A 26,552-nucleotide genomic window follows, 5' to 3' on the forward strand; every position below is an offset into this window, starting at 1 on the left:
CGGCCCCTACGTTTTGCGCGGGGCGTGTGGGGTCGGCGGTGCCTGCGGCTCAACCGGTGCCTGCGGGTCCGCCGGTTCGGGGCGGCCGGTGATGACGGCGGCGACCGTGCTGCCGCGCGCGAAGGCGCCCTCCGTGACGAGCGTCGTCAGGCCGTAGAGCATCTTGGCGACGTAGAGCCGCTCCACGGGCAGTCCGTGCCGGTCCTCGAAGTCGTCGGCGAAGGCGTCGAGGACGGCGGGTACCCGGGCGAAACCGCCGAAGTGGAACCGGTCGTCAAGACTCCACTCACCGACGGGGCCGCCGAAGGCCGCGCGTTGCAGCTCGCGCGTCTCCCGGCCGATGAAGCCGCCTCTGAGGACCGGGAAACCCACCGCCCGCTGCCCGGCCCCGAGCCCTGCCGCCAGGCCCGCCAGGGTGCCACCGGTGCCGCAGGCGACGGCGGCGACCTCGGCGGCCCCGCGCAGCTCCTGGCCGAGACCGGCACAGCCGCGGGCCGCTCTGGCGTTGCTGCCGCCCTCGGGCAGCAGATAAACGGAATCCCGGTCCAGGCCGCTGCCCGCGAGCGCTGCGGTCACCAGCGACGCCGCGACACCGGGCTCGGCCTTACGCCGGTACGCGGCCCGCGAGACGAACCGCAGCCGCATCCCGTCGGCAGCGCAGCGCGCGAGTGAGGGGTTCAGCGGCCGGTCCGCCAGCTCCTCGCCCCGTACGACCCCCACGGTGGCGAAGCCGAGCAGCCGGCCCGCCGCGGCCGTGGCGCGCAGATGGTTCGAGTACGCGCCGCCGAAGGTCAGCAGGGTGCGCAGCCCGGCGGCGGACGCGGCCCGCAGATTGGGCGTCAGCTTCCGCCACTTGTTGCCCGGCAGCTCCGGATGGATCAGATCGTCGCGCTTGAGCAGCAGCCGTACGCCGTGCCGGGCGAAGCGCTCGTCGTCGGCGGGCTGGAGCGGCGAGGGGAGCAGGGGCCGCAGGCCTGCGGGATCGAGCGCTTCGGGCGAGGTCACCCTTCATTGTCGGCGCGCGGTCGGCCAGGTGTCATGTCGGTCCGTGGTCGGTCAGGTCGCGATACGGGTACACGGCGCGCACCGCCTGCCACCACCCGCGCGGGCTTATCGGGGCAATTGGCCCATCGGGGTGGACTTTTGCGTGTTGTGCCCCGTCCTGCGGGAATCAGTCCCACTCATTTGTGTAATGGCGCGGCCACGCTCGGTACTGAAAGTCTTTGTCCCGCAGGTCAGCACATGATCGAAGGGGAGACTTCATGTCGGTTGGTGACGAGGTCCGTGAAGCACAGGCGCCGCCCCAGCAGAGTCTGGGAACCGCCGCCGCGCGGAACCTGGCGACCACCACCAAATCGGTTCCGCAGATGCAGGAGATCACCTCGCGGTGGCTGCTGCGGATGCTGCCGTGGGTTCAGGTGCAGGGTGGTACCTACCGGGTGAACCGGCGGCTCAGCTATGCGGTCGGCGACGGACGCGTGACGTTCGTGCAGACCGGGGACCGGGTGGCGGTCATCCCCGCCGAGCTCGGGGAACTGCCTGCACTGCGTGATTACGAGGACCAGGAGGTGCTCGCCGAGCTGGCGAACCGCTGCGAACAGCAGGAGTTCGCCGCCGGCCAGGTCCTGGCCACGAGCGGGGACACGGACGACCGGGTGTTCCTGCTCGCGCACGGCAAGGTGGAGAAGATCGGCACCGGCCCGTACGGGGACGAGACGGTGCTCGAAGTCCTCGGCGACGGGGCGTACTTCGGCGACCAGGCCCTGCTCGACCGGGACGCCACCTGGGAGTACACGGCGCGCGCGGCGACGAAGACGACGGTCCTGGTGCTGACCCGCCAGGACGTGCTGAACCTCGCGGAGCGCGCCGACTCGCTGAGCGGGCATCTGGCGGGTCTGGCGTCGATCCCCGGGCAGCGGACGAACCAGTACGGCGAGGCCGCGATCGACCTCTCGGCCGGCCATGTGGGGGAGGCCGCCATCCCCCACACGTTCGTGGACTACGAGGGCGCGCCGCGCGAGTACGAGCTGAGCGTGGCCCAGACCGTGCTGAAGGTGCACAGCAGGGTCGCCGACCTCTACAACCAGCCGATGAACCAGACCGAGCAGCAGTTGCGGCTCACGGTCGAGGCGCTGCGCGAGCGCCAGGAGTTCGAGCTGATCAACAACCGCGAGTTCGGTCTGTTGAACAACTGTGACTACGGCCAGCGGCTCCAGCCGCACGACGGCGGCCCGAGCCCCGACGACATGGACGAGCTGCTGTCGCGGCGGCGCGGCTCGAAGCTCTTCCTGGCCCATCCGAAGGCCATCGCCGCCTTCGGCCGCGAGTGCAACAAGCGCGGGATCTACCCGGACAGCGTCGAGGTCGCGGGTCACCATGTGCCCGCCTGGCGCGGGGTGCCCATCTTCCCGTCCAGCAAGATCCCGATCTCGGACGCGCGGACGACCTCGATCATCTGCATGCGTACGGGCGAGGCCGAGCAGGGCGTCATCGGGCTCCAGCAGAGCGGCATCCCCGACGAGATCGAGCCGAGCCTGTCGGTCCGGTTCATGGGGATCGACGAGCAGGCGATCATCTCGTACCTGGTCACGGCGTACTACTCGGCCGCGATCCTCGTGCCGGACGCCGTCGGTGTCCTGGAGAACGTGGAAGTGAGCCGCTGGTAGTGGGGCGGCAGACCGGGTGACGACAGCCCGGAGGGGCCGGCCGGCCGTACGAGCCCGCCGGCCGGCCCCTCCGGCACCCGGCCCCGCCCCGCCGCACCACTGCCCCGGTCTCCTGACCACGTCTTCATCTCGCACCACCCAGCACCACCTGGCACCACCCAGCACCACCTCGCGCCGAAGGAAGCGATCATGACCATGACCAGCACGGACGCCCCCGCCGAGGGCCATGAGGCGGTGGCTCTCCTGGAGCGCACCCGGACCGTCGTCGATCCGGAACTACGCTCCACCGTCGAGTCGTTGCCGGGCTCCATACGGAGAGTCGCGATGTACCACTTCGGCTGGGAGCACGCCGACGGCACCCCCGCGTCCGGCCGGGCGGGCAAGGCCATCAGGCCCGCCCTCGTCCTCTCCGCGACCCGCGCGCTGGGCGGTGATCCGCAGCAGGCCGTACGGGCGGCGGTCGCCGTTGAGCTCGCCCACAACTTCACCCTCCTCCACGACGACGTGATCGACGAGGACCCGACCCGCCGCCACCGCGCCACCGCCTGGACGGTCTTCGGCACCCCGGACGCGATCATCACGGGCGACGCCGTGATGGCGCTCTCGCTGCGGCTGCTCGCCGAGGACCCGCATCCCGCGTCGGCGGCGGCCTCGGCCGCGCTGGCGTCCTGCGTCATCGAACTCTGCGCCGGCCAGCAGGCGGACTGCGCCTTCGAGGAGCGGGGCCCGCACGAAGTCACCCTGGAAGAGTGCCTTTCCATGGCGACGGCCAAGACGGGCGCCCTGCTCGGCACGTCGTGCGCGCTCGGCGCGCTCTACGCGGGCGCGGGCGCCGAGGAGGTCGCCGCGCTGGACGCGTTCGGCAGGGAGGCGGGCCTGGCCTTCCAGCTCATCGACGATCTGATCGGCATCTGGGGCGACCCGGACCGTACGGGCAAGCCGGCCGGCGCCGACCTGGTGGCGCACAAGAAGTCCCTGCCGGTGGTCGCGGCGCTCGCCTCCGGCACACCGGCGGCCGAGGAACTGGCCGAGCTGTACCAGGGGCCGATGGACGCGGCGGCCGTCCAGCGCGCGGCCGCTGCCGTCGAACGGGCCGGCGGTCGGGACTGGGCGCAGCTCCAGGCGGCCGACCGGATGTCCCGGGCGGTCCATCAGCTCTCCCGGGCCGTCCCCGATCTCACGGCCGCGGGCGATCTGATGGCCCTGGCGGAGTTCGTCACGCGCCGCAGCCGGTAACGACTCCGTCGCCCGCTGGGACAGCCGGGCGCCCCAACTCTAAGATCGCCTCGTCCTATTGACGACACGACGATCAGCGAGGAGGGCCGGATCATGAGCCAGACGACAGACACGGCCGCGGAATCAGGCACGGGGCCGGGCGGGCCGCCGGGCCGGGTGCCGGGCGTGGGGATCCGACAGGCCGGGGAGGAGGACCGGGCGACCCTGGTGCGGCTGCTGGACGAGGCGTTCATGGACGACCCGGTGAGCAGTTGGGTCTTCCCCGACGAGGCGCAGCGGCGCACCCTGCACAGCAAGTTCCTCGGTGTGTTCGTGGACGTGGCGCTCACCGAGGGCCGCGCGGACATCACGGAGGACGGCAACGCGGCGGCGCTCTGGCTCCAGATACCCGCCGGGCTGCCCGAGGAGGAGGACGACACCCCGGCCAGGATGCGGGAGGTCTCCGACCCGGACAACGAACGTGCCGAGCTGATCGGCCGGCTGACGGGGGCGATCCATCCGCACGACAGGGCCCACGAGTATCTGCTGATGATCGCGGTCTCCCCGGAACACCAGGGCAAGGGCCTCGGTAAAGCGCTGATCGAACCGGTACTGGAGCGCTGCGACCGCGAAGGGACCCCGGCCTATCTGGAGGCGAGCAGCGAGCGCAGCGGCCGGCTCTACGAGCGGCTCGGCTTCGCCTTCACCGGGACCACCGTCGATCTGCCGGACGGACCACATATGTGGCCCATGTGGCGCGATCCGCAGGGCGGCTGACGGTGAAAGATCCCGTTAGCGCTACAGTCCGCGCCATGACAGCGGAGTTGACGGATTCATGGGCGGGTTGGTACCGGGACCGCCAGGGCGCGGAAGCGATCACCTTTACGACGAGCGGGCATCAGGTCCGGACCCGCATCAGGGAAGTCGAGTACGAGGGGCCGGATTTCGCCACCCTGGAACCGGTGGGCGCGGGTGAGGTGCTGTCGTCCTGTGTCATGGAGTGGGACGTCCGGCTGCCGGTCGTCGCCGCCGGGGTGGCGCAACAGGCCACGCTCAACTGCCTGCTGACGCTCGGTGAGCGGCAGACCGGAGCACCGGCCGGCCGCGCCGAGCTGAGCCTGACGCTGCACTGCGCGGGGGCGGCGTACGAATCAGGTATCTCGGGCGGCGGTTTCGGTGAGGCCCTGGAGCGGATCAGACGCCAGCTGCCGACCGACACCGAGCTGGGCGGCAGGCCGCTGGTGGGCGCCTGAGTCCGGCCACCGGCACCAGCGTCAGTCTGGCGAGCCGCGGCCGGGTCAGGTCCGGCCCGGCCAGCTGAACGGGGGGTTGTCGTCGAGGAGTACGAACCCCTCCTCGACATCGGCCGGCTGGAAGCCCGCCGAGAACAGCGCGTCCAGCAGCCCGTCCAGCCGGGCGCGTGCCCCGGTCCGGCCGGCCCCCGGCACCCGCTGGACCACGGACCGCTCCTGTACGCCGGGGGAGAGCACCCGGCGTGCGGTGCGCGCCACCTGCGCCGAGTGCCGCTCGGCGAGCGCGGCCAGCCGCTTCGTGTCGTACGGGATGGCCAGCCGCAGCGTGACCCGGTGCTCGAAGTGACAGTGCGGCGGCAGCGCCGCCGCTTCGGTGTCCGTCAGCGGCACCCCGTCGTTCCAGGCAGCCGCCTCGATCCGCGTCCGTACGACGGCGAAGCCGGCCTCCGCCAGCAGCGCGGCGCACGCGTCGGCCGCGCGCCGCTGCTCCTCGAAACTGCCCGTGCCGCGCCGGGTGAGCGTCGGGCGCCCCGGCGTGCGGCCCCGGTCGAGGACGGTCGGGGTCAGGGTGAGGCCCTGGGCAGCCGCCCAGTCGGCCAGCTGGACGCTCGTGCGTAACGTCGTCCGTACCGTGAGCTGGGTCTGGAAGTCGCCGTCGACGGCCGGCAGAAGGCCGCTCCCGGGCGATGCGCCCGTGTTCGTACTGAAGTCCACCGAGCGACGCTACCAAGGGAAAGGGCGCCCCACCGTACGCGGCGTACGGTGGGGCGCCCTCCTGGCGTACGGACGGGTCAGGACACCTTGGCGAGCGCGGCGGCGATGCCGTTGGCCCACAGGGCGTTGACCTGGGCGCGCTCCGACGCGTCCGGCTGGCTGTTCGTGCACGACGTACCGGGTCCGCCGCCCGACATCAGCTCACTGCACGGACCGTCGTAGGTGTCGGGCAGACCGAGCACGTGCCCGGTCTCGTGCGTGGTGACACGGACCGAGTCGTACTGCTGGTTCTGGGCGTAGTCGAGGAAGACGTAGCCCCGGCCGTGCCCGTCGGTGCTCGCGTACGAGCCCGCCGGGTCGTTGCCCTCGTAGTAGTCGAAGTCGGCGTTGCTGCCGGCCTGGAGCTGCACGTTGGAGACCGCGCTGTTCCAGATCGACGCCGCGTTCGATATCTGGCCGGCGAAGCTGGGCGCCTGCGACGGGTCGTAGACGACGGTGACAGCCTGCGCACCGGGGTTGGCGGCGCGCTTCTGCGCTGCGGACTTGAGGACGGCCTCGAAGAACGCCTTGTTGTTGGCCGCCTCTTCCTTCGAGCCCTCGTACGCGGCGACGGACGTCGCGGCGGGCGAGGAGAGGGAAGTGGCGCCGGCAGCGCTGGTGGGGGCAGCGCTGCCGGTGGCTGCGGTGGCGGGAGCGCCGAAGGCGGTCGCGAGGCCGAGGCCGATTCCGCAGATTGCGGACATCACCGTCTTGGGGTGTCTCATGTGGGGGGACTCCTACTCGTCCGTAGAACGGGTTCGGTACCGCAGAGTCTCGGTGAGTCCGGCCCCGCGCGGATGATGGCAACAGCCGATAGCACGGACCAATCACCGGCGAAGTCCGCGCCTATTGCAGCGGTTTGGACCCCTGGTGTAAGCGGAGCAGCACGCTCTACGCTCGGGGGATGGAGCTGGAGGTAAGGCATTTGCGTGCCGTCTGCGCCATCGCCGACACGGGGAGTCTGCACAAGGCGGCGCGACAGCTGGGGATGAGCCAGCCGTCCCTGACCACCCAACTGCGCCGGATCGAGAACACCCTGGGCGCGGAGCTGTTCTCCCGTGAACGCACCGGCTGCCGGCCGACCCCGCTGGGCCGCTCCGTGCTGAGCCGGGCCCGGCCGCTCGTCGCGGGCATGGCCTTGCTCGTCGCCGAGGCGCGCGCGGCGGCGGGCCGGGCCGACGGCCCCTGTCTGCGGGTCGGCTCCACCGCGAGCCGCGCCCTGGCGGGCTGGCTGCGCCGGCTGCGCGACCGGCTGCCCGGCACGGACATCACCCTGCACATGGACGTGTCAGCGGGCGCCCTGCTGAAGATGGTCGCAGCGGGACAGCTCGACGTGGCGTTCGTCCACGAGGTGGAGGGCTGTCCGCTGCCCGTCCCCGACGGCCTGGAACAGCGCGTACTGGTCGAGCGTGAGCCGCAGTTCGTCTCCATGTCGCTGGACCACCCGGCGGCGGCGAGCTCCGTCGTCGAGCTGGCCGACCTCGCCGAGGACCGCTGGATGATCGACCCGACGGTGGACGGCGAATCGGACGGCCTGCGCCGCGTCCTGGGCGCCGCCGGCCTCAACCCCCGTGTCATGCACGGAGATTATCTAACGGCGGCAAATCTGATCGCGGTCGGCGAGGCGGTCGCCCCCTGCCAGCCCACCTCGGGTCCGCGCGACGACATCGCGATCAGACCGCTGCGCGACGACCCGCTGGCGGTACGGCTGCTGCTGTTCTCCCGCCCGGGAGGCGACGGCGCCGAGGCGTACGCGGACCTGACGGCGGCGTACCGCGAGGCGGCGCTGCGCACCGTCGCGTACCGCCAGTGGCTGACCCACCACAAGAGCCCGCTCCTGCACGCGCCCGCCGCGTAGGCCGCACCGGTCAGTCGGCGCGGGTGCGTCCCACCGTGCCGAGCAGCGTCCGCGCCTGGTCCCTGGCGTGGCCGACCGGATCCGGGAACGTCCGCAGCCCGTGGGCCACGAGCGCGCCTTCGTGCAGCAGCGCGAGGGTGCGGCCCAGGGACTCGGGCTCCGGCGCCGCGGGATCCGCGGTCCGCGCCTCGCGGGCGAGCGTGGTGAACAGGTCCAGCATCCAGGCCTTCTGGCCGGTGATGATCGCGTACGCGGGGTGGCCGGGGTCGTCGATCTCCGCATGGGCGTTGACCATGCTGCATCCCCGCCGGCTGAACTCCTCCATCCAGTCCCGCGAGGCGTCGAACACCGCGACGATCCGCTCCACGGCTCCGCCGCCCGCCGCGTCCGATGCGGCCAGCCGCTCGGCGAGGAAGGCGCGCCAGCGCTCGTCGCGGGCGGCGAGGTACTCCACGACGAGCTGCTCCTTGGAGCCGAAGCGGTCGTAGAGCGTCTTCTTGGTGACCCCGGCCTCGGCGGCGATGAGGTCCACGCCGACGGCATGGATCCCGCGCTCGTAGAACAGCCGGGATGCGGCGTCCAGTGCGCGGCGGGCGCCCGGCGTCAGTACGATCCGTTCCATCCGTCCACTATACCGTTCTGTTTACTCCGGGTTCGGGTCGGGCAGGCGAGTAAACAGAACGGTTTAGTTGTCTCTCCCGGACGGGTGATGCGTGGTGCAGGTCCTCTTGGCGGTCGGATTCGTCGTCTGCTGGAGCTCCGGATTCATCGGAGCCAAACTCGGCGCGGGCAGCGCCGGCGCTGTGACGATCCTGATGTGGCGCTTCCTGCCGCTCGCCGCCGTCCTCGGGCTGGCAGCGCTGACCGTCACCCGCGCCTCCTGGCGCGGTCTCACGGCGCGCGACCTGCTCCGGCAGGCGGCGGTCGGCCTGCTGTCCCAGAGCGGCTATCTGCTCACGGTCTACTACGCGATCCAGCTCGGCGTCTCCAGTGGCACCACCGCCCTCGTCGACGGCACCCAGCCCCTGGTCGCCGGAGCCCTGGCGGGCCCGCTGCTGCGCCAGTACGTGTCGGCGCGGCAGTGGCTCGGGCTCTGCCTGGGCGTCGCGGGCGTCGTCCTGGTCACCACGGCCGACGCCACGGCGACCGCCTCGGCCGGGGTCCGGCCGTGGGCGTACGGGGTGCCGTTCATCGGCATGCTCTCGCTGGTCGCCGCGACGTTCGTGGAGGGCCGCAGCCGTACCCGTACCGCACCGTCGGTCGCCATGACGGTCCACTGCGCCACCAGCGCCGTCGTCTTCACGGCCCTCGCCCTGGCCACGGGCGCGGCGGCACCGCCCGCCGACCCCGGCTTCTGGCTGGCGATCAGCTGGCTGATCGGCCTCGCGACCTTCGGCGGCTACGGGCTGTACTGGCTGGTGCTACGGCGCTACGGCATCACCCGGGTCAACGCGCTGATGTTCCTGATGGCCCCGGTCACCGCGGTCTGGGGCGCCCTGATGTTCCACGAACCCTTCGGCCCACGAACGGCCGCGGGCCTCGCCATCGGCCTGACAGCGGTGGCCGTCGTCGCCACCGCTCCCGGGTCACGCCGTTAGCGACAGGGTTACCGAATGCTGTGTATTGCTGTCTGTGTGTGAGCGGGTGCTGCCTCTGTGTGCCCATTCGCACCGGAAATGCCCATCAGGAAGAAGCTCGGGATGCACATGTAGAGGGCAAATTTCCTGATGAAGTCGAGCATGGGTATTCTCCGCACAATTCGCTGTGGTCCGCCGACGGGGAACGATCTTCCCCTGGGCGTCTGGTTTACCCCAGCGACGGGGAGTCCGGCAACTCCCGTTTCAGTTCCGTCCAACCTCGGGTAGGGTGAGGTGACGGTCAGTCAGATGTCCCGCAATGCGGGCGACTTCTGCTGTGTCGGAAAGTTCCGTGAAAGCTGCGCATGCGCGAAGCCAAAGCGCTCTCGCGCGGTCCGGTTCGTCGGTCTCGGCGCAGAGCAGAGCCAAGCTGTCGAGGGCGTGCGCGGTTTCCTTCGTCGCGCCGGTCCGGTCGGCCAGAGCGACTGCTGCCTCAAGGTGCGCCGTGGCGGACGCCAGTCGGCCGAGCCGGTGTTCGGTCATTCCCAAGTGGCGCAGAGCTTGGGCCTCTTCGTGAGCGGCGCCGATGCTCCTGGCCAGGTCGAGGGCTCGCTGGTGGTGAGTTGCGGCCTCGGCCAGCAGCCCCGCCACTTGATGGGCGACCCCCATTCCGTGCAGGGTGATGCAGGCGTTGCGGCGGTCTCCCAGTCGGTGAAAGGTGACAAGTGCCTGTCGATACAAATCCAAAATCGCTTCGAATTCCGTGGCGGCGTCCATGGTGTCCGCGAGATTGACCTGGGCGGTTGCCTCGTCGGACGCGCCGCCTGTGATGTGGAGTAATTCGATGCATTCTGCCAGCAACTTACGTGCTGTGTCGCGGTCTCCCATTTGGAGTGCATGATCCGACATGTTGTTCAATACATGGGAGACCTGTCGGAGATCCGCTGTCTCGCGAAAGCCGGCGAGCGCAGATTGGAAATATTCGAGCGACGTCGAATAATTCGCGCGGAAGAGGTGGGTGATGCCCAGATTGTTGGCGCAGCGGGCGAGCTGCCAAATGTCGCCGGATCGCCTGCGGAGTTCCAACGCTTTTTCCTGGATGGCGAGGGCGTCGTCCAGGCGGCCCAGATTCCAGTACACCACTCCGAGCAGATGAAAAGCCGATGCCGCTACTTGGCTGTCGTTGATGGCGGCAGCCGCATCGAGAGCACTGTTTCCCGCTTCCATGGCGTGCTCGTAGTCACTGGCGTGGGAGCGGGCCGAGCCCAGGTCGATCAAGGCCAGGGCCTCGGCCTGTCGGTTGCCCTCCTCGCGCCAGTGGGCCGCTGCCGCCGTGTGCATCTCGCGGGCCTCCGGCCAGTAGCCCTCCTCGTCGAGGAAGCGCGCCAGCACGTGGGCCAGTCGCGCGGCCTTCGCGGGGCTGCCGTGATCTCTCGAACGGCGTTCGGCGGCGATCAGCGCCGCGCGCTCGTCATTCAGCCACTGTCTGGCGCCCTGCGCGTCGTCCCATCCATTTATTCGAATGTCGGATAAAAGTTCGAAGAGGTCGAGCTGGAAGTGGTGCGGGTATACGGCGCGGTCCGCCTGTGCGCAGGACTCCGTGTAGAAATCGATCAGGCGTTCAACGGCCGTGTCGCGTACGGCCGGTGGGTCCTCGGTGGTCGTCAGGGTGCGGGCGAATTCGCGGAGCAGGTCGTGGTAGGCGTACCGCTCGGGGGACGGTTCACGTATCAGGTGCGCGTCGAGGAGTTCTTCCAACATCCTTTCGGATTCATCAGGTTCACGGCCCAGCAGAGCCGCAGCCGCGTGGAGATCGAAATCCGGCCCGAGGTGCAGGCTCAGCAGCCGGAACGCGGTGCGTTGATCTGCGGGAAGCGTGTGGTACGACATCTCGAACGCGCGCGCGATCTCCATCGAGAAGCCGTCCCGGATTTCGCCGAGCCGGCCGTCCTCCCGCGACAGCCTGCGGATCAGGTGCGCCGTCGTCCACGAAGGACGTGAGACCAGCCGGCCCGCCGCCAGTTCCACGGCCAGCGGAAGGTTTCCGCACAGCCGGGTTATCTCGGACACCTCCGCCTGATCGCGACTGCGCTCCTCGCCCGCCAGCTGCCGGAACATGGCGTCGGCCTCGTCCGCCGTCATGACGTCCAGGAACAGCGACCGCACCCCGGGCAGACCGGTCAGCCGCCGGCGGCTGGTGATGATGACCAGCGACGGGGAGTCGCCCGGGAGCAGCGGGCGGACCTGCTCCGCGTCGGCTGCGTCGTCGAGGACGATCACCGCGCGGCGGGTGGCGAGCAAGGTCCGCCAAAGAGACACCAACTCGCCCAGCTCACCAGGGATTTCGGAGGCGGGTACGCCGAAGATCCGTAACAGCGCGGACAGTGCCGCCTGCGGGGTGAGCGGGTTACGGCCCGGGGCGTGTGCCTCCAGGTCGAAGTGGACCTGGCCCGAGGGGTAGGAAGGGGTGAGGCGCCGGGCCGCGTGGACGGCGAGGGTGGATTTACCGATGCCCGGCATGCCGCTGATGGCCTGGAGGGCGATCACAGCGCCGCCCGGCCCCGGCCCCGGCGCCTGGAGCGCCCGCATCTCTCGTTCCCTGCCGACGAGTTCACCGTGGCTCGGCAAGGTGTGCGGCGCCGCCGAGACCGGTTCGGGCCGCACGAGCAGGTCCGCCACGGGAGCCTGGTTCAGGATGAGTTGCTGGAGCCGCGAGAGTGCGCCGCCCGGCTCGGCGCCCAACTCCTCGCTCAGCCGGCGCCGTACGGTGTCGTACACGCGTAACGCGTCCGCCTGCCGGCCGCAGCCGTAGTCGGCGACCATCAGATGGCCCGCCAGGCCCTCGTCGGTCGGATGCTGTTCGAGCAACGTCGTCAAGTCCGGTATCAGCTCGGCGAAATGGCCCATCCGTAACTCGACGGCGATTCGGGTGAGCTTCGCGGCCAGATGCTTCTCCGCCATATTCGTCCGGACGCTTTCCGCCCAGAGGCCGGGCAGGCCCGACAGCGGCTCGCCCCGCCAGCCCGCTTCCGCCTCCTCCAGCAAGGCGAGTGCCTGGACGTCGTCCCCCGCGTCGGAGAGGGATCGCGCCTCCGCGGTCAGTCGCTGGAAGCGGTGCAGATCGACCTGATCGGGGTCGATTTCGAGCGTGTACGAACCCGCCTGCTGCGCGAGACGGACATCGCCGTCCGCGCTGTCGAGTCTTCGGCGGATCCGCGCCGCGTACACATGCAGGCTCGCCCGTGGCTTGCGGGGCGGATTGTCGTCCCACAGCCGGTGGATCAGGGTGTCGAGGGGGACGGGGCGGCCGGCGTCCACGGCCAGCGCGGCCAGCGTCAGCCCCTCCCGGGCGGTGCCGAGGGCGTCACGGCGACCGCCGGAGCGTAATTCCACCGGCCCCAGGATGAGTATCTCGAAGGTCACCAGCGCCCCCATACCCGGTCCGCTGCCCGCGGGCCCCTGCCAAAGGGTCCCACGATGTCAACTTCGGTCAAAAGGTGGCGTCAGTTGAATACTTATCTTGGCTTGAACGTTCATTAGCTGAATTATTCAGTCTGCAATAGACAAAGTATGGGTAAGTTCCGATCAATCAATGGGCAGGCGCCTCTTCTGGCCGGCCGCGACCGGACGTCGGGGAGAATGCACTTACGGGGGAGGGCGGTTGCATTGGGCGAGGTCACGGCTGTCGAGCTGCGTGTGGCTATGACGCAGGCATATGCCAGACCGGGTGTGTGGCGGGCTCTCGTCGGCGCGCTGGAAGGCGTGAGGGGCGTGGATCCGGCGACGGTGTTACGGGTGCGGGCGGCGGCGGAGGGCGACGTCGGTGGGTTGGCTGACGAGCTGGCCGAACAGGCATCCACAGCACCGGAGTTTGCTCGGGCGTTGCGGGGGTGGGTCGATGCGGGCGGGGGAGTGGGAGGGCCGGTCGGCAACACCGTCTCCGGTGACACGTCGATCGACGGGCACCTCGTCCAGGCGCACCACATCCAGGGCGGAGTGCACTTCCACGCCCCGGCCTCCGTCGCCGTACCGGCCGCTCCCGCCGTCCCGCGTCAACTGCTGCCCGTACCTGCCGACTTCACCGGGCGTACGAGCGAACTCGCCACCTTGGACGAGCTGGTGGGCCGGCCCTTCGGCGGGCCCGCGATCGTCGTCATCAGCGGCTCACCCGGGGTCGGCAAGACCACCCTCGCCTCCCGCTGGCTGAGCGCTCTGGCCGACGAGTTCCCCGACGGGCAGCTCTACGCCGATCTGCGCGGTCATTCAGGCCAGGACCAGATGCCCGCCGGGCCCGGCGAAATCCTCGGCCAGTTCCTCCGGGCGATCGGCGCGCCGCACTCGCCGGCCGGGCTCGGCGAGCAGGCCGCCCTGTGGCGGTCGCACACTGCCGGGCTGCGGCTCGCCGTGATGCTCGACAACGCGGTGAGCGCCGCGCAGGTACGTCCGCTGCTGCCGGGCGGCTCCGGCACGCTCGTCGCCGTCACCAGCCGGTCCCGGCTGACCGGACTCGGCGTCGACGGCGCGGCGTTCGTCCAGCTCGGCGCGCTCGCCGTGAGCGACGCCGTCGATCTGCTGAGGCGCCGGATCGGCGCCGACCGGGTCGGCAGGGAGCCCGAAGCGGCCCGGCAGGTCGTCACCGCGTGTGCCGGACTGCCGCTGGCCGTGTGCGTGGCGGCGGCGCGGATGGCGGTACGGCCGCGGCAGCCGCTCGCCGCCATGGCCGGGGCCCTTGACCGGGACGGCGGCGCGGGCCGGCTCGACACCCTCAGCATCGAGGGCGGGTACGCCGTGCGGGGCGCGCTGGACGAGTCGTACCGCCATCTGCCGCCCGGACTGGCCGTGGGCTACCGGCGGTTGGGGCTGCTGCCCGTCGTCGTGTTCGGCACGGCCGTCGCCGCCGCTGCCTGTTCCGTACGCCCGGACGAAGCGGCTCTGCTGCTCGACGATCTCGCCGAGGTGAATCTGTTGGAAGAGCTGGGCCCCGATCCTGTCTCCGGCGCCGACCGCTACCGGTTCCACGACCTGACCAGGGCCCACGCGGCAGACCTGGCGGGCGAGTTGGAGACATCCGCCGACCGGCGCGACACCGTACGCCGGGTCGTGGACGCGTATCTGTTTACCGCCACGGCCGCCGAGGCCCTGCTGGCTCCGAGCCACCGCACACTGCCCCGCGACTACGCGTTCCCACCGGACCCCGGGCAGCGGCCGCCGTTCAGCGCCGCACCCGGCGCCTTGAACTGGCTCAGTGCCGAACTGCCCCATCTCATGGCCGCGTTACGAGCAGCCGCCGAACACGGCTGGGACGCCACCGCGTGGCAGCTCGCCGACGCGATGTGGCCCGCCTTCCTCCGATTACGGCCCTACGACCTGTGGATCGAAGCGCACGAGATCGGACTCGCCGCTGCCCGCCGCGCCGGCGAGCGGCAGGCCGAGAGCCGGATGCTCACCTCGGGCGGCACCGGACTGCGCAACGCGGGGCGCCATGACGACGCCGTGGAATGGTTCGCGCAGGCGCGCGAGGAGGCGGTCAGGGACGGCGACCGGCGCGCCGAGGCACAGGCGCTGCACGGCCTCGGCCAGTCGCACCGGCTCGCAGGACGGCTGGCGGAAGCCGCAACGTTCTTCACCCCGGCGCTCGATCTGCGGGAAGAGATCGGTTACCGGCGCGGCGCGGCACTCACCCGGATCTGCCTCGGCGACGTGGCCCTCGCGGTCGACCGCCCCGAACAGGCCGTCCCGCTGCTCGAACGCGCCCGCGCGGACCTGCTCGCCGAACACGACGCGTACGACGCCGCCCGCGCCCTGGCGTTTCTCGGCCGCGCGTCCGCCCGACTCCCGCGCGCCGGGCGGACCGTCGACGACATTGAGCGCCAACTGATCGCCGCATTGGGTGAGTTCGAGGAGACCGGGTCCCGGCACTGGCAGGGCCGGGTGCTGGAGATGCTCGGCGAATCGGCCGAGGAACGGCAGGACGGCGCACGGGCCAGGAACTGGTACGAGCAGTCCCTGGCCCGCTACGCCCAGGTCAGCGCGACCGACGTACGGCGTCTGGAGGAGCGCCTGGACCGTCTTGACCGGCCGTCCGGCCGGTCGCCGGACCGGCCGTCCGAGCCCTGACCAGCCAGACGTACAGCAACGACGAGAAGCGCACATAACCCTCGGTGGAGAAAGCGGCCCCGACCGGCAGCCACCTCACGACGACCCGGTCACCGGCGCGGGCCGCCGCCACACATCCGCCGTCCGCGCACCGTACGACGGTCAGCAGGCACCCCGGCCACCGCCGCATCGTCCGGCGGGCGAGCCGTAACGCCTCGCCGTACGGGCGGAGTGCCGTCGCGTGGAGCACGTCGGCGCACTGCAGCCACCGCTCGTCCACCCCGCCGTCGAGATCGATGTTCAGATGGCCGTCGGCGACCATGTCAGCCCCTCCTCCGACTCCAGCGGTTCCGGCAACGGCAGTGGCCGGACGGCAGGTTGATGGGCCGGTCGGCCGAGGCCCAGGATCCGGTACATCAGCTTGCGCATCAGCTCGTTGAAGCGGCCGGGCTCCGACGAGATCCGCGCCGCGATCCGCGCGTACTCCCGCGCCGGGTACTCGGCCGCCGCGTAAGCCAGTTGCTCGGGCAGCGGGTGAGCCGGGGACAACGCCGGTGCGGCCTGTGCCAGTTCGGCCCCGGGCGACTCCGGGTTGACGTCCCCGTCAGGGAATCGGGCCAGCAGGATGGTCGCCCGCGTCAACGTGGCGTACAGCGTGACGGAACCGTGGTCCCCGATCACCCAGTCCGCCGCGATCAGATGCGAACGCCAGTCGGCGTCCGGCGGTACGACCGCGACGCCGCGCCGCCGGAAACCGGCCAGCCACGCCTTCACCTGCCAGTCGCCGTGGCCGGCGTGGATGTTGGGGTGCAGCAGCACCGCGATCCGGTACTCATGGCGCGGCAGCTCGGCCACCAGCCTCGGCAGCAGCGCGTCGATCCGGTTGAACGACGACCCCAGTCCCCACGTCGAGCAGACCATTATCAGCTTCTGCTCGGGGCGCAACCCCAACGCCTCGCGGTAGGCGGCGCGATGCGGAAGGCTGGCGGTGATCCGGTCGTGGTCGGCGTCACCGACCACCTCGGCCACCGGCAGCGCCTCCGGGCACCAGCGCTTCAGAGCCGTCAGGTCGGACCGGTGGGCCAGCGCGAACGCCTTCGGTACGACCCGACCGTCCCACATGAGGTACGAGCGCCCCAGCCCGCCGACCGTCCTCGGCTCCTCGCTGTCAGCCGTCTTGCTGTCGAGCACGCGCGACAGCTTCATGTGCCCCGCCCCGTGCGGCAGACGGATCAGCGGTGCGCGAAGCCGCTCAACTCCCTGCGACCCGGCGGCGAGTGCGAGGTCGAACTCGGTACGGACCGCCTCCTCCCACGGCATTACGGTGCTTCCCATCGCGCGCAGCGAGCGTGCCGCGCCCTCGTTGAACGCGTGCGGCGCGATGGTGAACACCACCTGGATCCGCAGATCGGACTCCAGCAGTGGCAGCAGCTCGCGCAGCCGCTGCCCGTACACCTCCGTGTGCACGACGACCAGTACCTTCCGGCAGCCGGTCAGTGTCAGCCACTGACCGGTCTCCCGCTGTACCGGGCCGGTCTCCCGCTCTACCGGGCCGCCGCTCAAGGGCCGCCCTCTCACATCAGTCATCAGATCCCCCGACGCTGTTTTCGGACCTTTCTTCCGGGCCTTGCGTGACGTGACATGCCCCCGCAGGTCGGTCGGAGGCTTGACCGGGCCTTGCCGAAACCTTGCAGCGGGCCGCCCGTGCCGACACGCGCGCGGCGCGGGAAAACCGGTGGGCGCGGAGGGGGAGGAGTGACGACAATGCCGGGGCCGGTACGTGTGGGCCCGGCACGAGGAGTGACATCGATGGTTCGCCGTACGACCGTGCCCGAGCTGTTCCCGCCGCCGGACTACGCGCATGCGGCGGTCGTCGACACCGGCCGGCGCCTCGCGTTCCTCGCCGGGGCCGTACCGCTCGACGCCGAGGGGAACCTCGTAGGGCCCGGCGACTTCGAGGCGCAGACCCGGCAGGTGCTCGCCAACATGGAGACGGCGCTGCGGGCCGTCGGCTGCGGGCCCGGCGATGTGGTGTCCACCGACGTGTACGTGGTGTCGCAGGACCCCGCCGATCTCGGCCGCGTGTGGGCGGTCGTACAGGCCGGCGGCCTGACGCTCGGCCCGCACACGTCCACGCTGCTCGGGGTGGCCTGCCTCGGGTACGCGGGGCAGCTCGTGGAGATCACCGCCGTTGCCGAAGTGCCGAGTTGACCGCCCCGCGAACCGGCCGGGTCGCTGTCGTGTCCGACATCCACGGCGTCCTGCCCGCCCTGGAGGCGGTGCTGGCCGAGCCCGAAGTCGCCGCCGCGGCACGGGTGGTGGTCACCGGCGACATCGCGGCGGGACCGCAGCCCAACGAGGTGCTGGAGGTGCTGACGGGCCTCGGCGACCGGGCCGTACTGATCGGCGGCAACGCCGATCGCGAACTGGTAGAGCTGCGAAAGGGGTTGATCTCGGAGGTCCCCGGCGACCCCGTCGCGACCTGGGCGGCCGGCCGGCTCACGGCGGACCATGTGGCGCTGCTCGCGGGACTTCCGCGTACCCGGCGGCTGTCGGTGGCCGGCCTCGGCGACGTCCTCTTCTGCCACGCGACGCCGCGCGACGACGAGGAGGTGGTCCTGGTGGACTCGCGCCTCGCGCGTTGGGCCGAGGTGCTGGCCGGGCTGGACGACGACGTACGCACCGTCGTGTGCGGCCACACCCATATGCCGTTCGTTCGGCTCGCGCACGGCCGCCAGATCGTCAACCCGGGCAGCGTCGGCATGCCGTACGGCCGGCCAGGCGCGCACTGGGCGCTGCTGGGCCCCGGCGTCGAACTGCGCGTCACCCACTTCGACACCGAGGCGGCGGCGGCCCGGCTCGGCGCCGAGTCCGGGTATCCGGACATCGCGGAGTGGGCGGAGTACTTCCTCAACGCCCGTGCCGGTGACGCGGAGGCGCTGGCGATCTTCGGCCCGAGAGACGGCAGGAAGGGCCCGAACGGAGCCTGATCGGGCAGCTGTTGACGGGGTCAAACCAGCAGAAAACCCACAAAAGCCCGAACGAACCATCGATTACCATCGAACGCGTGCATGAGGACATGCCTGGTCGGCGCCGGCGCTCCCGCAGGGAGCAGCGACGCCGCCGCAAGGCCAAGAGACGGCGGGTGACGTGGGCGGTCACCGCCGCTGTCCTGCTGCTCGGCGGCGGCGGTACGTACGCGGAGACAAAGGCCCACCAGGACGACAACGGCACACCGACAGCCCAGCGGACGCCGCGCTCGCCGCAGTCGTCGCCCACCCCCACCCCCGTACCGATGGACCTGAAGCCGGCCCTCGACCCGCTCGCGGCCACGCTCTCCGGCAACGAGCTGTCCGTCGCGCTGCTGGACACCGAGAGCGGCAAGTGGGCGACGTACGGCGACGGCGCTTTCGACACGGCCAGTATCGTCAAGGTCGACATCCTCGCCACACTCCTGCTCCAGGCGCAGGACGCGGGGCGCGAGTTGACGGCGAAGGAACGGGCCTACGCCGCCGACATGATCGAGAACAGTGATAACGACGCGACGAGTGCCCTGTGGACCGCCATCGGCAGCGCCGTCGGCCTCGACGCCGCCAACAAACGCCTCGGCCTCTCGCAGACCCAGGGCGGCGGCGGCACGGTCTGGGGCGTGACCAGGACCACCGCACAGGACCAAGTGCGCCTGCTGCAGAACGTGTTCGGCGAAGGTCCACCCCTGTCGGCGGCCTCCCGCAAGTACATCCAGGACCTCATGCGGCACATAGCCAAGAGCCAGCAATGGGGCGTCTCGGCCGTGGCCGACACCGGCACCACGACAGCACTCAAGAACGGCTGGCTCCAGCGGAGCGCGACGAAGAAGTGGGACGTCAACAGCATCGGCCGGGTCGAGTCCGGCGGCCGGGTCTATCTGATGGCGGTCCTGCTGAACGGCTGCACCACGGAAGAGGCGGGCATCAAGATCGTCGAACAGGCGGCCCGCGTGGCGATGAAAGGTTTCGCCTCCGCCTGAACGGCCAGCCGCCCCGGCCGTACCGTCCCACATCGACTGACCGCCGCGATTGAGCGCGCCCCCACTTATTCCTTGACGAGAATATTCTCCATGACGAATACTATTTCCCATGGACGCACTCCTCATCGCACTGGCCGATCCGGCCCGCTGGCGACTCGTGAGACTGCTGGCCGAGCGGCCCCGCTCGGTCGGGGTCCTCGCCCAGCTCGCCGAGGCGCGGCAGCCGCAGACCACCAAGCATCTGCAGACCCTGGAGCGGGCCGGGCTCGTCACCTCGCAGCGGACAGGGCAGCGCCGGGTCTACGCGCTGCGGTCCGCTCCGCTGCGGGAGCTGGCGGAGGCACTCGGGCGGCTCGCCGACACCGCCGACCGAGCGGGCGGCGTGCGGGCCGACTACGAACGGCACGGGCTGAGCCTTCAGGCGGAGCGGCTCGCGGCGGACGAACAGGGGTGGGCGGACGGCCGTTCGTTCACCTTCCTCCGGTCGCTGACGGGCGGACCCGAACAGGTCTGGCGCCACCTGACAGAGCCGTCCCTGCTCGCCCACTGGTGGACCCCCGACGACCTCCGCGTCTCCGAGCTGGTCTTCGAGACGCGGCCTGGCGGCCGGATCGTCCAGGAGTACCGCGACGCGGAGGACGCCGACGGCTCCGACCGGGTCGCCGGGCGCGCCGAGGGGGTGGTCGAGGACGTACGCCCCGGTGAACGCCTCGCCTACCGGCTCTCGCCGCTGTTTCCCGGCGGCGGGTTCGCCTTCATCGCGCATGTCGAATGCGGCCTCACCCCCACCGACGCGGGGACGGACCTGACCGTCCTCTACCGGATCACCGACAGCACCGTCGACTCGGCGGACTTCGTCGCGGGCATCGAGATCGGCTTCGGCCAGAGCCTCGACAAGCTCGCCGCGACCCTCGCCGCCGGTGAGCACGACATCCAGTGCAGCCCCCGGACAAGGAGCACGAAGTGACTGAGCAGACAACCGGCCGCCGGGTCGTCACCAACATGAGCCTTTCCCTCGACGGCCGTTACGCCGGCCCCGGCGACGCCCAGGACATGAGCTGGGTGATGCCGTACGCGGTCACCGACGTCGCCCGCGACCATCTGGCCGGCCTCTGGGGGTCGGCATCGACGGCCCTGCTCGGGCGGGTCAACGCCGAGGGCTTCCTGGGCTTCTGGCCGACCGTCATCGGCATGGAGGGGGCCGACCCGCGGGACGAAGGCTTCGCGACGTGGCTGGTCGAGAGCGAGAAGGTGGTCCTGTCCTCGACCCTCGGCGAGGCGCCGTGGGAGCGTACGACGATCGTGGACAAGCCGGCCGCCGAGGTCGTCGCCGACCTCAGGGCGACCGAAGGGGGCGACATCCTCGTCCTGTCCAGCGCGAGCGTCATCAAGGCGCTGCTCGCCGCCGACCAGGTCGACCGGCTGGCGCTCAACGTCTTCCCGGTCTTCCTCGGCGGCGGCCCGCGCCTCTTCGACGACGGCCTGCCCGCCGGGCAGTGGACGCTGGCCAGCCAAGAGGCAGGCGAACACGGCACGTTGGCCCTGGTCTACGACCGGGTCCGCTGAATCCCCCCGTCCGCAGACAGGACGACTGAGGGCCCGACGGCAACTGCCGTCGGGCCCTCAGTCGTCGCGCAAGGCGGTCACGCCTTCTTGGTCTCCCAGAAGATCTTGTCGATCTGGGCGATGTAGTCCAGCGCCTTCTGGCCCGTCGCCGGGTCCGTCGAGGCCTTCGCCGCCGACAGGGCCTTCAGGGTGTCGTTGACCAGCTGGTGCAACTCCGGGTACTTCTCGAAGTGCGGGGGCTTGAAGTAGTCGCTCCACAGCACCGAGACATGGTGCTTGGCGAGCTCGGCTCGCTGCTCCTTGATGACGGTGGCGCGGGCCTGGAAGTGGGCGTCGTCGTTGCCCGCCATCTTCTCCTGGACGGCCTTGACCGACTCGGCCTCGATGCGGGCCTGGGCCGGGTCGTAGACGCCGCAGGGGAGGTCGCAGTGGGCGCTGACCTTCACCTTCGGGGCAAACAGTCGGGAGAGCATTGAGCTGTCCTTCCTCGTGATCGTCTTCTCAGGTGGGACATTACTCCGTGAGAAGCCTGTTTTCGCGAGTGCCCCCGTGGGCTTAGGACAAAAGTCCGGCGTCAATATGGGACCTGTGGCGGAACATACGGTGGGACCGGGAGGTGCCGCATGACGGAGTCGGGGCGGGAGTCGGGGCGGGAGCCGAGAGTGCCGTTGGGGATCGCCGAGGTGACGGGGCCGTCCATGTACCCGACGCTCAAGCACGGCGATCAGCTCTTGGTGCACTACCGGGCGCCCGTGAAGGCGGGCGACGTGGTCGTGCTCAAACACCCGTTGCAGCAGGATCTGCTCATCGTGAAGCGGCTGATCGAGCGACGCGAGGGCGGCTGGTGGGTGCTGGGGGACAACCCGGGGGCCGAGGGTGACAGCAGGCTGTTCGGGACGGTGCCCGAGGAGTTGCTGCTGGGGCGGGTACGCGGCCGGTACCGGCCGCGCGGCGAGGATCAGCGCTCGGTGCGCGGGGCGGTCTCCTGGCTGGCCTCTTCGGTGCGCCCGGTGCTCGCCGACCGTTCCGTCTCCAGGCGCTTGCGGGCCCGGTAGGCGGCGACGTTGGCACGGGTCGCACAGCGGTCCGAACAGTAGCGTCGCGAGCGGTTGGTCGACGTGTCGAGGTAGGCGTTGCGGCACGGTGCTGCCTCGCACAGGCCGAGCCGGTCGACACCGTGCTCGGTCAGATGGAAGGCGAGCCCCATCGCGGCCGTCGCCGCGTACCCGGCGGTCGCGTTCGAGGGGTGCTCGGCGAGGTGCATGTGCCAGTCGGGGCGGCCCTCCTCGTCGAGGAAGTCGTGGCCGGAGATCTGCGGGCTGACCGGGAATTCCAGCAGCAGCGAGTTCAGCAGGTCGACGGCCTGGGTGGGCTCACCCGTGTCGGCGGCGGTGAAGACCGCGCGCAGCCGTGCCCTGACCGACCGGAAGCGGGTGATGTCCGCCTCCGTCGCGCGGCGGGCGAGCTGGGTGCTCGCGCCGAAGAGGGCGCGGACGTCCTCGACCGAGGTCAGGGTGTCCGTGCCACGGGCCGGCTCCTCGGTGTTGACCAGGCGTACCGCGTAGTCCGAGTAAGAGGCCAGTTCCACTTGTAGTCCTTACGGCTGCGTTCTAGAGTCGGGAGAGCCGACCGTAATGGCCGACTGACGTTCCAGGGTATTACTCAGGGGAGGGTTTATGACGGAGGCGACGACCGGAACCGACTGGCGGGCCTGGCAGCGGAGCTGGGACCGGCAGCAGGAGTGGTACATGCCCGACCGCGAGGAGCGGTTCCGGGTCATGCTGGACATGGTCGAGGCGCTGGTGGGCCCGCGGCCCCGGGTGCTCGACCTCGCGTGCGGCACGGGCAGCATCTCGGACCGGCTGCTGCGCAGGTTCCCCGAAGCGACCAGCACGGGCGTCGACCTCGACCCCGCCCTGCTCGCCATCGCCCGCGGGTATTTCGCCGGCGACGAGCGGGTCAGCTTCGTGACCGCCGACCTCAAGGACCCCGGCTGGCCGGCCCTGCTGCCGTACGGGACGTACGACGCCGTCCTCACCGCCACCGCCCTGCACTGGTTCCACGCCGGGCCGCTGACCACGCTGTACGGGCAGCTCGCCGGGCTCGTGAGGGACGGCGGAGTCCTGATGAACGCCGACCACATGATCGACACCGCCACCCCCGGGATCAACGAGGCCGAACGCGCCCACCGGCACGCCGCCATGGAACGGGCCAGGTCGGCCGGCGCGCTCGACTGGACGCAGTGGTGGGACGTCGCCGCCAAGGACCCCGTACTCGCCGGACCCACCGCCGAGCGGTTCCGGATCTACGGGGAGCACGCCGAAGGTGACACGCCGTCGGCCGACTGGCACGCGCGTACGCTGCGCGAGGCCGGCTTCGCCGAGGCGAGGCCCGTCTGGTCCTCGCCCTCCGACTCCCTCGTACTGGCCCTGAAGTAGCGGCGGGCGGGCGGTACGGACGTCACTGGCCGTACCGCCCGCGTGCGTGGCACCTACAGCACCTTCGACAGGAACGACTGCGTCCTGGTGTGCTGCGGATTGCCGAGCACATCGCGCGGATGGCCCGTCTCGACGACCATGCCGTCGTCCATGAACACCAGCGCGTCCCCGACCTCGCGCGCGAACCCCATCTCGTGGGTGACCACGATCATCGTCATGCCGTCGGCCGCGAGGTCGCGCATCACGTCCAGGACATCACCCACCAGCTCCGGGTCGAGCGCCGACGTCGGCTCGTCGAACAGCATCAGCTTCGGCTCCATCGCCAACGCGCGCGCGATGGCCACCCGTTGCTGCTGACCGCCGGAGAGCTGCGCGGGATAGTTGTCCGCCTTGTCGGAGAGACCGACCCGGTCGAGCAGCTTCGCCGCCCGCGCGCGGGCCGCCGCCTTCGACTCGCCGCGCACCTGGATCGGTGCCTCCATGACGTTCTCCACCGCCGTCATGTGCGGGAACAGGTTGAAGCGCTGGAAGACCATGCCGATGTCCCGGCGCTTCCTCGCGACTTCGCTGTCCTTCAGCTCGTAGAGCTTGTCGCCCTTCTGCCGGTAGCCGACCAACTCCCCGTCGACGTACAGCCGTCCGGCGTTGATCTGCTCCAGGTGGTTGATGCACCGCAGGAACGTCGACTTGCCCGACCCCGAGGGACCGATCACACAGAAGACCTCACGCGGCGCGACCTCCAGGTCGATGCCCTTGAGAATGTGGGCCGTGCCGAAGGACTTGTGGACGCCCTCCGCCTTCACCATGGCAGTCATCAGGCACTCCTCGGGCTGCGCAGGGAGGCCATGTTCGCCTTGACCTTCTGCCACGGGGTGGCAGCGAGACTGCGGCTCGTGCCGCGGGCGTACCGGCGCTCCAGATAGAACTGACCGACGCTGAAGACGCTGGTCATCGCGATGTACCAGATCGAGGCGACGAAGAGCATCTCCATCACCGCGTACGACGTGGAGCCGATGCTCGACGTCGCGCGCAGCAGATCCGGATAGGTGACGGCGACCACCAGGGACGAGGTCTTCAGCATGTTGATGAACTCGTTGCCCGTCGGCGGGATGATGACCCGCAGCGCCTGCGGCAGCACCACCCGGCGCATCGTCTTGCCCTGGGTCATCCCGAGCGCGTGCGACGCCTCCGTCTGCCCCTCGTCGACCGACTGGATGCCGGCCCGGCAGATCTCCGCCATGTACGCGGCCTCGTTGAGACCGAGCCCCAACAGGGCGCACATGAAGGGGGTCATGACGTCCGTCATCTCGTTCTTGTAGATGAACGGGATGTTCAGGATGGGGAAGATCAGCGCCAGGTTGAACCACAGCAACAGCTGGACGTAGACCGGCGTGCCGCGGAAGAACCAGATGTACAGCCACGCGACGCCGCTGGTCACCGGGTTCTTCGACATCCGCATCACGGACAGGATCACGCCGAGGACCACACCGAGCACCATGGACAGCACGGTGATCAGCAGGGTGCGGCCGGCGCCCTTCATGACACTGCCGTCGAAGAGCTTGTCGGAGACCGCGTGCCACTGGACGTTGCCTTGCGCGAACGCGTAGACCAGCGCCACCAGCAGGGCGACCACGATCACCCCGCTGAGCAGCCGCCCCCAGTGCCGTACGGGAATGGCCTTGACGGCCCCCGCGGGGATCGCCGCGGCGCCCCCGGAGCCGGGCGCGGTGTCGGCCGGTATCTTCTCGATCTTGTCACTCACCACGGCTGCCCCTCAGTACCGCGCCCGCTCACTTGCCGCCGTTGATGGCCGCGGCGTCGATCGCGCCGGTCTGCGCGCCCCACTTGTCGAGGACCGCCTTGTACGAACCGTCCTTGATGATCGCGTCGACAGCGAGCTTCAGCGCGTCCCTGAGCTGGGTGTTCTTCTTGCTGACCGCGATGCCGAACGGTCCGGCGTCGTACTGCTCGCCGACGATCTCGAACGCCTTGCCGTTGTCGGCCTTACGGGTCAGGTCGAGGGCGACCGGGTAGTCGTTGACACCGGCCACCGCGCCACCGGACTTCACCCGGGTCTGCGCCTCGGTGTCGTTCTCGAAGGGCTCGATGTTGATGGCCTTCTTGCCGCCGTCCTTACACGCCTTGGACTGCGTGTTCAGGGCCTCCTCGTACGTGGTGCCCTTCTGCACGGCGGCGGTCTTGCCGCACAGGTCCTCGATGGACTTGATGCCCTCGGGGTTGCCCTTCTTCACGTACACGGCGGTACCGGCGATGAAGTAGTCGACGAAGTCGACGCCCTCGCCGAGCTTCTTGCCCTTGTCGTCCAGGCCTTCCTGGCGCTGCTTGTTGTCGGTGATCGACGACATCGCGACCTGGTAGCGGCCCGAGTTCAGGGCGCTGATCAGACCGTCGAACGAACCGGAGGTGAAGTCGAAACGCACACCGAGCTGTTTGCCCAGCGCGGCGGCTATGTCCGGGTCGACACCGATGATCTTGCCGCCGGCCTCGGACTCCATCGGCGCGTACTCGGCGTTGGTGCCGACCTTGATGACACCGGCGTCCTGGATGTCCTTGGGCAGCTTGCTGAAGAGCGGCGCGGTCTTCGCCGTGCTGTCGGTGCCCTTGGAGCTCTTGTCACCCGCGCTGTCGGTCTGGTCACCACAGGCGGTCAGGAGCAAGGCGCCCGCGACCGCTACGGCGCCGACCGCGACGATCCGGGACTTCGCTGCGGACGTACGGCGAGTGCTGCTTGCGGTCATGATCGGGGACCTCCGGCGGTCAGGGAGCGCTGGCAAGTGAACGGGCACGTACTTTCGGGTTTCGCGACCGTGTGTGATTACCGGCATCTTGCCATTCGGACTGGTCCATTCAGGGGCGCAGCCATGTCAAAATCGGGTAACGGGTCACCCCCGTCCCCCTGCCGGCCGGCGCATCACTACCGGACCATCTGCCGGGATGCCTTCCTCCGGCCGGAGAATCTCCGGTTCCGCCAGCCCTTCGCGCGTGCGCGGGCCGGACCGTCCGGTAAGAAGGACGTTCACACCCCCTCATCCGGGGCTCAGGGCGCGTGTGCGGCGCGCCCGCGCGTGGTTACGCGATGCCTGACGTAGCGACGCGGTGC

At 70.3% G+C, this 26,552-nt stretch carries 26 protein-coding genes; 14 read left to right on the plus strand and 12 right to left on the minus strand.

Features of this window, described 5'->3' with window-relative positions:
• Positions 1-6: 6 nt before the first annotated feature.
• Positions 7-1,005, minus strand: a complete 999-nt coding sequence (locus OHS57_RS25795; protein WP_328583480.1) for a 1-aminocyclopropane-1-carboxylate deaminase/D-cysteine desulfhydrase — start codon at positions 1,003-1,005, stop codon at positions 7-9.
• 257 nt (positions 1,006-1,262) lie between these two features.
• Here OHS57_RS25795 and OHS57_RS25800 point away from each other — a divergent pair, with 257 nt between their 5' ends.
• The 4 genes from OHS57_RS25800 (at position 1,263) to OHS57_RS25815 (ending at position 5,134) form a co-directional block, all read left to right on the plus strand.
• The gene (locus OHS57_RS25800) at positions 1,263-2,666 is read left to right on the plus strand and encodes a family 2B encapsulin nanocompartment shell protein (protein ID WP_041984535.1); all 1,404 of its coding nucleotides are present in this window, start codon (positions 1,263-1,265) and stop codon (positions 2,664-2,666) included.
• A 189-nt stretch (positions 2,667-2,855) separates the two neighbouring features.
• Positions 2,856-3,902 carry a family 2 encapsulin nanocompartment cargo protein polyprenyl transferase gene (locus OHS57_RS25805; protein ID WP_041984531.1) on the plus strand — a complete coding sequence of 349 codons (1,047 nt, stop codon included), beginning with the start codon at positions 2,856-2,858 and terminating at the stop codon, positions 3,900-3,902.
• Between the two features lie 231 nt (positions 3,903-4,133).
• Positions 4,134-4,658 (plus strand): GNAT family N-acetyltransferase, encoded by a 525-nt coding sequence (locus OHS57_RS25810; RefSeq protein ID WP_443043096.1) that lies wholly within the window; start codon positions 4,134-4,136, stop codon positions 4,656-4,658.
• A 35-nt stretch (positions 4,659-4,693) separates the two neighbouring features.
• Positions 4,694-5,134 carry a DUF6304 family protein gene (locus OHS57_RS25815; RefSeq protein ID WP_041984528.1) on the plus strand — a complete coding sequence of 147 codons (441 nt, stop codon included), beginning with the start codon at positions 4,694-4,696 and terminating at the stop codon, positions 5,132-5,134.
• 45 nt (positions 5,135-5,179) lie between these two features.
• Here OHS57_RS25815 and OHS57_RS25820 read toward each other — a convergent pair whose 3' ends face one another.
• The gene (locus OHS57_RS25820) at positions 5,180-5,848 is read right to left on the minus strand and encodes a hypothetical protein (RefSeq protein WP_328583481.1); all 669 of its coding nucleotides are present in this window, start codon (positions 5,846-5,848) and stop codon (positions 5,180-5,182) included.
• 77 nt (positions 5,849-5,925) lie between these two features.
• Positions 5,926-6,612, minus strand: coding sequence for a snapalysin (gene snpA, locus OHS57_RS25825; protein ID WP_198533207.1), 687 nt, complete (start codon positions 6,610-6,612; stop codon positions 5,926-5,928).
• Positions 6,613-6,791: 179 nt separating this feature from the next.
• Here snpA and OHS57_RS25830 point away from each other — a divergent pair, with 179 nt between their 5' ends.
• Positions 6,792-7,745: a LysR family transcriptional regulator gene (locus OHS57_RS25830; RefSeq protein WP_328583482.1), complete on the plus strand. Its 954-nt coding sequence runs from the start codon at positions 6,792-6,794 to the stop codon at positions 7,743-7,745.
• A gap of 10 nt (positions 7,746-7,755) precedes the next feature.
• Here OHS57_RS25830 and OHS57_RS25835 read toward each other — a convergent pair whose 3' ends face one another.
• Complete coding sequence (locus OHS57_RS25835; RefSeq protein ID WP_328583483.1) at positions 7,756-8,367, minus strand: TetR/AcrR family transcriptional regulator; 612 nt, start codon at positions 8,365-8,367, stop codon at positions 7,756-7,758.
• A gap of 94 nt (positions 8,368-8,461) precedes the next feature.
• On the opposite strand from OHS57_RS25835, the gene OHS57_RS25840 reads away from it, so the two are divergent.
• A complete protein-coding gene (locus tag OHS57_RS25840; RefSeq protein WP_328583484.1) occupies positions 8,462-9,343 on the plus strand; it encodes a DMT family transporter in 882 nt (293 codons plus the stop codon).
• A 243-nt stretch (positions 9,344-9,586) separates the two neighbouring features.
• Here OHS57_RS25840 and OHS57_RS25845 read toward each other — a convergent pair whose 3' ends face one another.
• Positions 9,587-12,745 carry an AfsR/SARP family transcriptional regulator gene (locus OHS57_RS25845; protein ID WP_328583485.1) on the minus strand — a complete coding sequence of 1,053 codons (3,159 nt, stop codon included), beginning with the start codon at positions 12,743-12,745 and terminating at the stop codon, positions 9,587-9,589.
• 279 nt (positions 12,746-13,024) lie between these two features.
• Between OHS57_RS25845 and OHS57_RS25850 the strand changes: the two genes are divergently transcribed.
• A complete protein-coding gene (locus tag OHS57_RS25850; protein WP_328583486.1) occupies positions 13,025-15,439 on the plus strand; it encodes an ATP-binding protein in 2,415 nt (804 codons plus the stop codon).
• On the opposite strand, the gene OHS57_RS25855 is transcribed toward OHS57_RS25850, so the two are convergent.
• Together OHS57_RS25855 and OHS57_RS25860 are read right to left on the minus strand one after the other, a co-directional pair.
• On the minus strand, positions 15,348-15,740 hold the full coding sequence (locus OHS57_RS25855) for a hypothetical protein (RefSeq protein ID WP_328583487.1): 393 nt from the start codon (positions 15,738-15,740) through the stop codon (positions 15,348-15,350). The genes OHS57_RS25850 and OHS57_RS25855 overlap by 92 nt on opposite strands.
• On the minus strand, positions 15,719-17,005 hold the full coding sequence (locus OHS57_RS25860; protein WP_328583488.1) for a hypothetical protein: 1,287 nt from the start codon (positions 17,003-17,005) through the stop codon (positions 15,719-15,721). The genes OHS57_RS25855 and OHS57_RS25860 overlap by 22 nt, the downstream gene beginning before the upstream one ends.
• Positions 17,006-17,227: 222 nt before the next feature.
• Between OHS57_RS25860 and OHS57_RS25865 the strand changes: the two genes are divergently transcribed.
• From OHS57_RS25865 to OHS57_RS25885, 5 genes are all read left to right on the plus strand, one after another.
• Complete coding sequence (locus tag OHS57_RS25865; RefSeq protein ID WP_328583489.1) at positions 17,228-17,629, plus strand: RidA family protein; 402 nt, start codon at positions 17,228-17,230, stop codon at positions 17,627-17,629.
• Positions 17,626-18,408, plus strand: a complete 783-nt coding sequence (locus OHS57_RS25870) for a metallophosphoesterase family protein (protein WP_328583490.1) — start codon at positions 17,626-17,628, stop codon at positions 18,406-18,408. The genes OHS57_RS25865 and OHS57_RS25870 overlap by 4 nt, the downstream gene beginning before the upstream one ends.
• Positions 18,409-18,485: 77 nt before the next feature.
• Positions 18,486-19,427, plus strand: coding sequence for a serine hydrolase (locus OHS57_RS25875; protein WP_328583491.1), 942 nt, complete (start codon positions 18,486-18,488; stop codon positions 19,425-19,427).
• Between the two features lie 109 nt (positions 19,428-19,536).
• Positions 19,537-20,394: a metalloregulator ArsR/SmtB family transcription factor gene (locus tag OHS57_RS25880; RefSeq protein WP_328583492.1), complete on the plus strand. Its 858-nt coding sequence runs from the start codon at positions 19,537-19,539 to the stop codon at positions 20,392-20,394.
• A complete protein-coding gene (locus tag OHS57_RS25885) occupies positions 20,391-20,993 on the plus strand; it encodes a dihydrofolate reductase family protein (RefSeq protein WP_328583493.1) in 603 nt (200 codons plus the stop codon). The genes OHS57_RS25880 and OHS57_RS25885 overlap by 4 nt, the downstream gene beginning before the upstream one ends.
• Positions 20,994-21,070: 77 nt before the next feature.
• On the opposite strand, the gene sodN is transcribed toward OHS57_RS25885, so the two are convergent.
• On the minus strand, positions 21,071-21,466 hold the full coding sequence (gene sodN, locus OHS57_RS25890; RefSeq protein WP_041984481.1) for a superoxide dismutase, Ni: 396 nt from the start codon (positions 21,464-21,466) through the stop codon (positions 21,071-21,073).
• 150 nt (positions 21,467-21,616) lie between these two features.
• On the opposite strand from sodN, the gene sodX reads away from it, so the two are divergent.
• Positions 21,617-22,048, plus strand: coding sequence for a nickel-type superoxide dismutase maturation protease (gene sodX / locus OHS57_RS25895; RefSeq protein WP_328583494.1), 432 nt, complete (start codon positions 21,617-21,619; stop codon positions 22,046-22,048).
• On the opposite strand, the gene OHS57_RS25900 is transcribed toward sodX, so the two are convergent.
• Positions 21,952-22,581, minus strand: coding sequence for a CGNR zinc finger domain-containing protein (locus OHS57_RS25900; RefSeq protein WP_041984480.1), 630 nt, complete (start codon positions 22,579-22,581; stop codon positions 21,952-21,954). The genes sodX and OHS57_RS25900 overlap by 97 nt on opposite strands.
• Positions 22,582-22,669: 88 nt before the next feature.
• Here OHS57_RS25900 and OHS57_RS25905 point away from each other — a divergent pair, with 88 nt between their 5' ends.
• Positions 22,670-23,431 (plus strand): class I SAM-dependent methyltransferase, encoded by a 762-nt coding sequence (locus tag OHS57_RS25905; RefSeq protein WP_328583495.1) that lies wholly within the window; start codon positions 22,670-22,672, stop codon positions 23,429-23,431.
• Positions 23,432-23,484: 53 nt separating this feature from the next.
• Here OHS57_RS25905 and OHS57_RS25910 read toward each other — a convergent pair whose 3' ends face one another.
• Genes OHS57_RS25910 through OHS57_RS25920 form a run of 3 tightly spaced genes read right to left on the minus strand, consistent with a single transcriptional unit; the run spans position 23,485 to position 26,190 of the window.
• Complete coding sequence (locus OHS57_RS25910; RefSeq protein ID WP_328583496.1) at positions 23,485-24,246, minus strand: amino acid ABC transporter ATP-binding protein; 762 nt, start codon at positions 24,244-24,246, stop codon at positions 23,485-23,487.
• Positions 24,246-25,193: an amino acid ABC transporter permease gene (locus tag OHS57_RS25915; RefSeq protein ID WP_443042969.1), complete on the minus strand. Its 948-nt coding sequence runs from the start codon at positions 25,191-25,193 to the stop codon at positions 24,246-24,248. The genes OHS57_RS25910 and OHS57_RS25915 overlap by 1 nt, the downstream gene beginning before the upstream one ends.
• Positions 25,194-25,221: 28 nt before the next feature.
• The gene (locus OHS57_RS25920; protein ID WP_328583497.1) at positions 25,222-26,190 is read right to left on the minus strand and encodes an ABC transporter substrate-binding protein; all 969 of its coding nucleotides are present in this window, start codon (positions 26,188-26,190) and stop codon (positions 25,222-25,224) included.
• Between the last annotated feature and the right edge of the window lie 362 nt (positions 26,191-26,552).

The organism is Streptomyces sp. NBC_00370, assembly GCF_036084755.1.
Classification (GTDB): domain Bacteria; phylum Actinomycetota; class Actinomycetes; order Streptomycetales; family Streptomycetaceae; genus Streptomyces.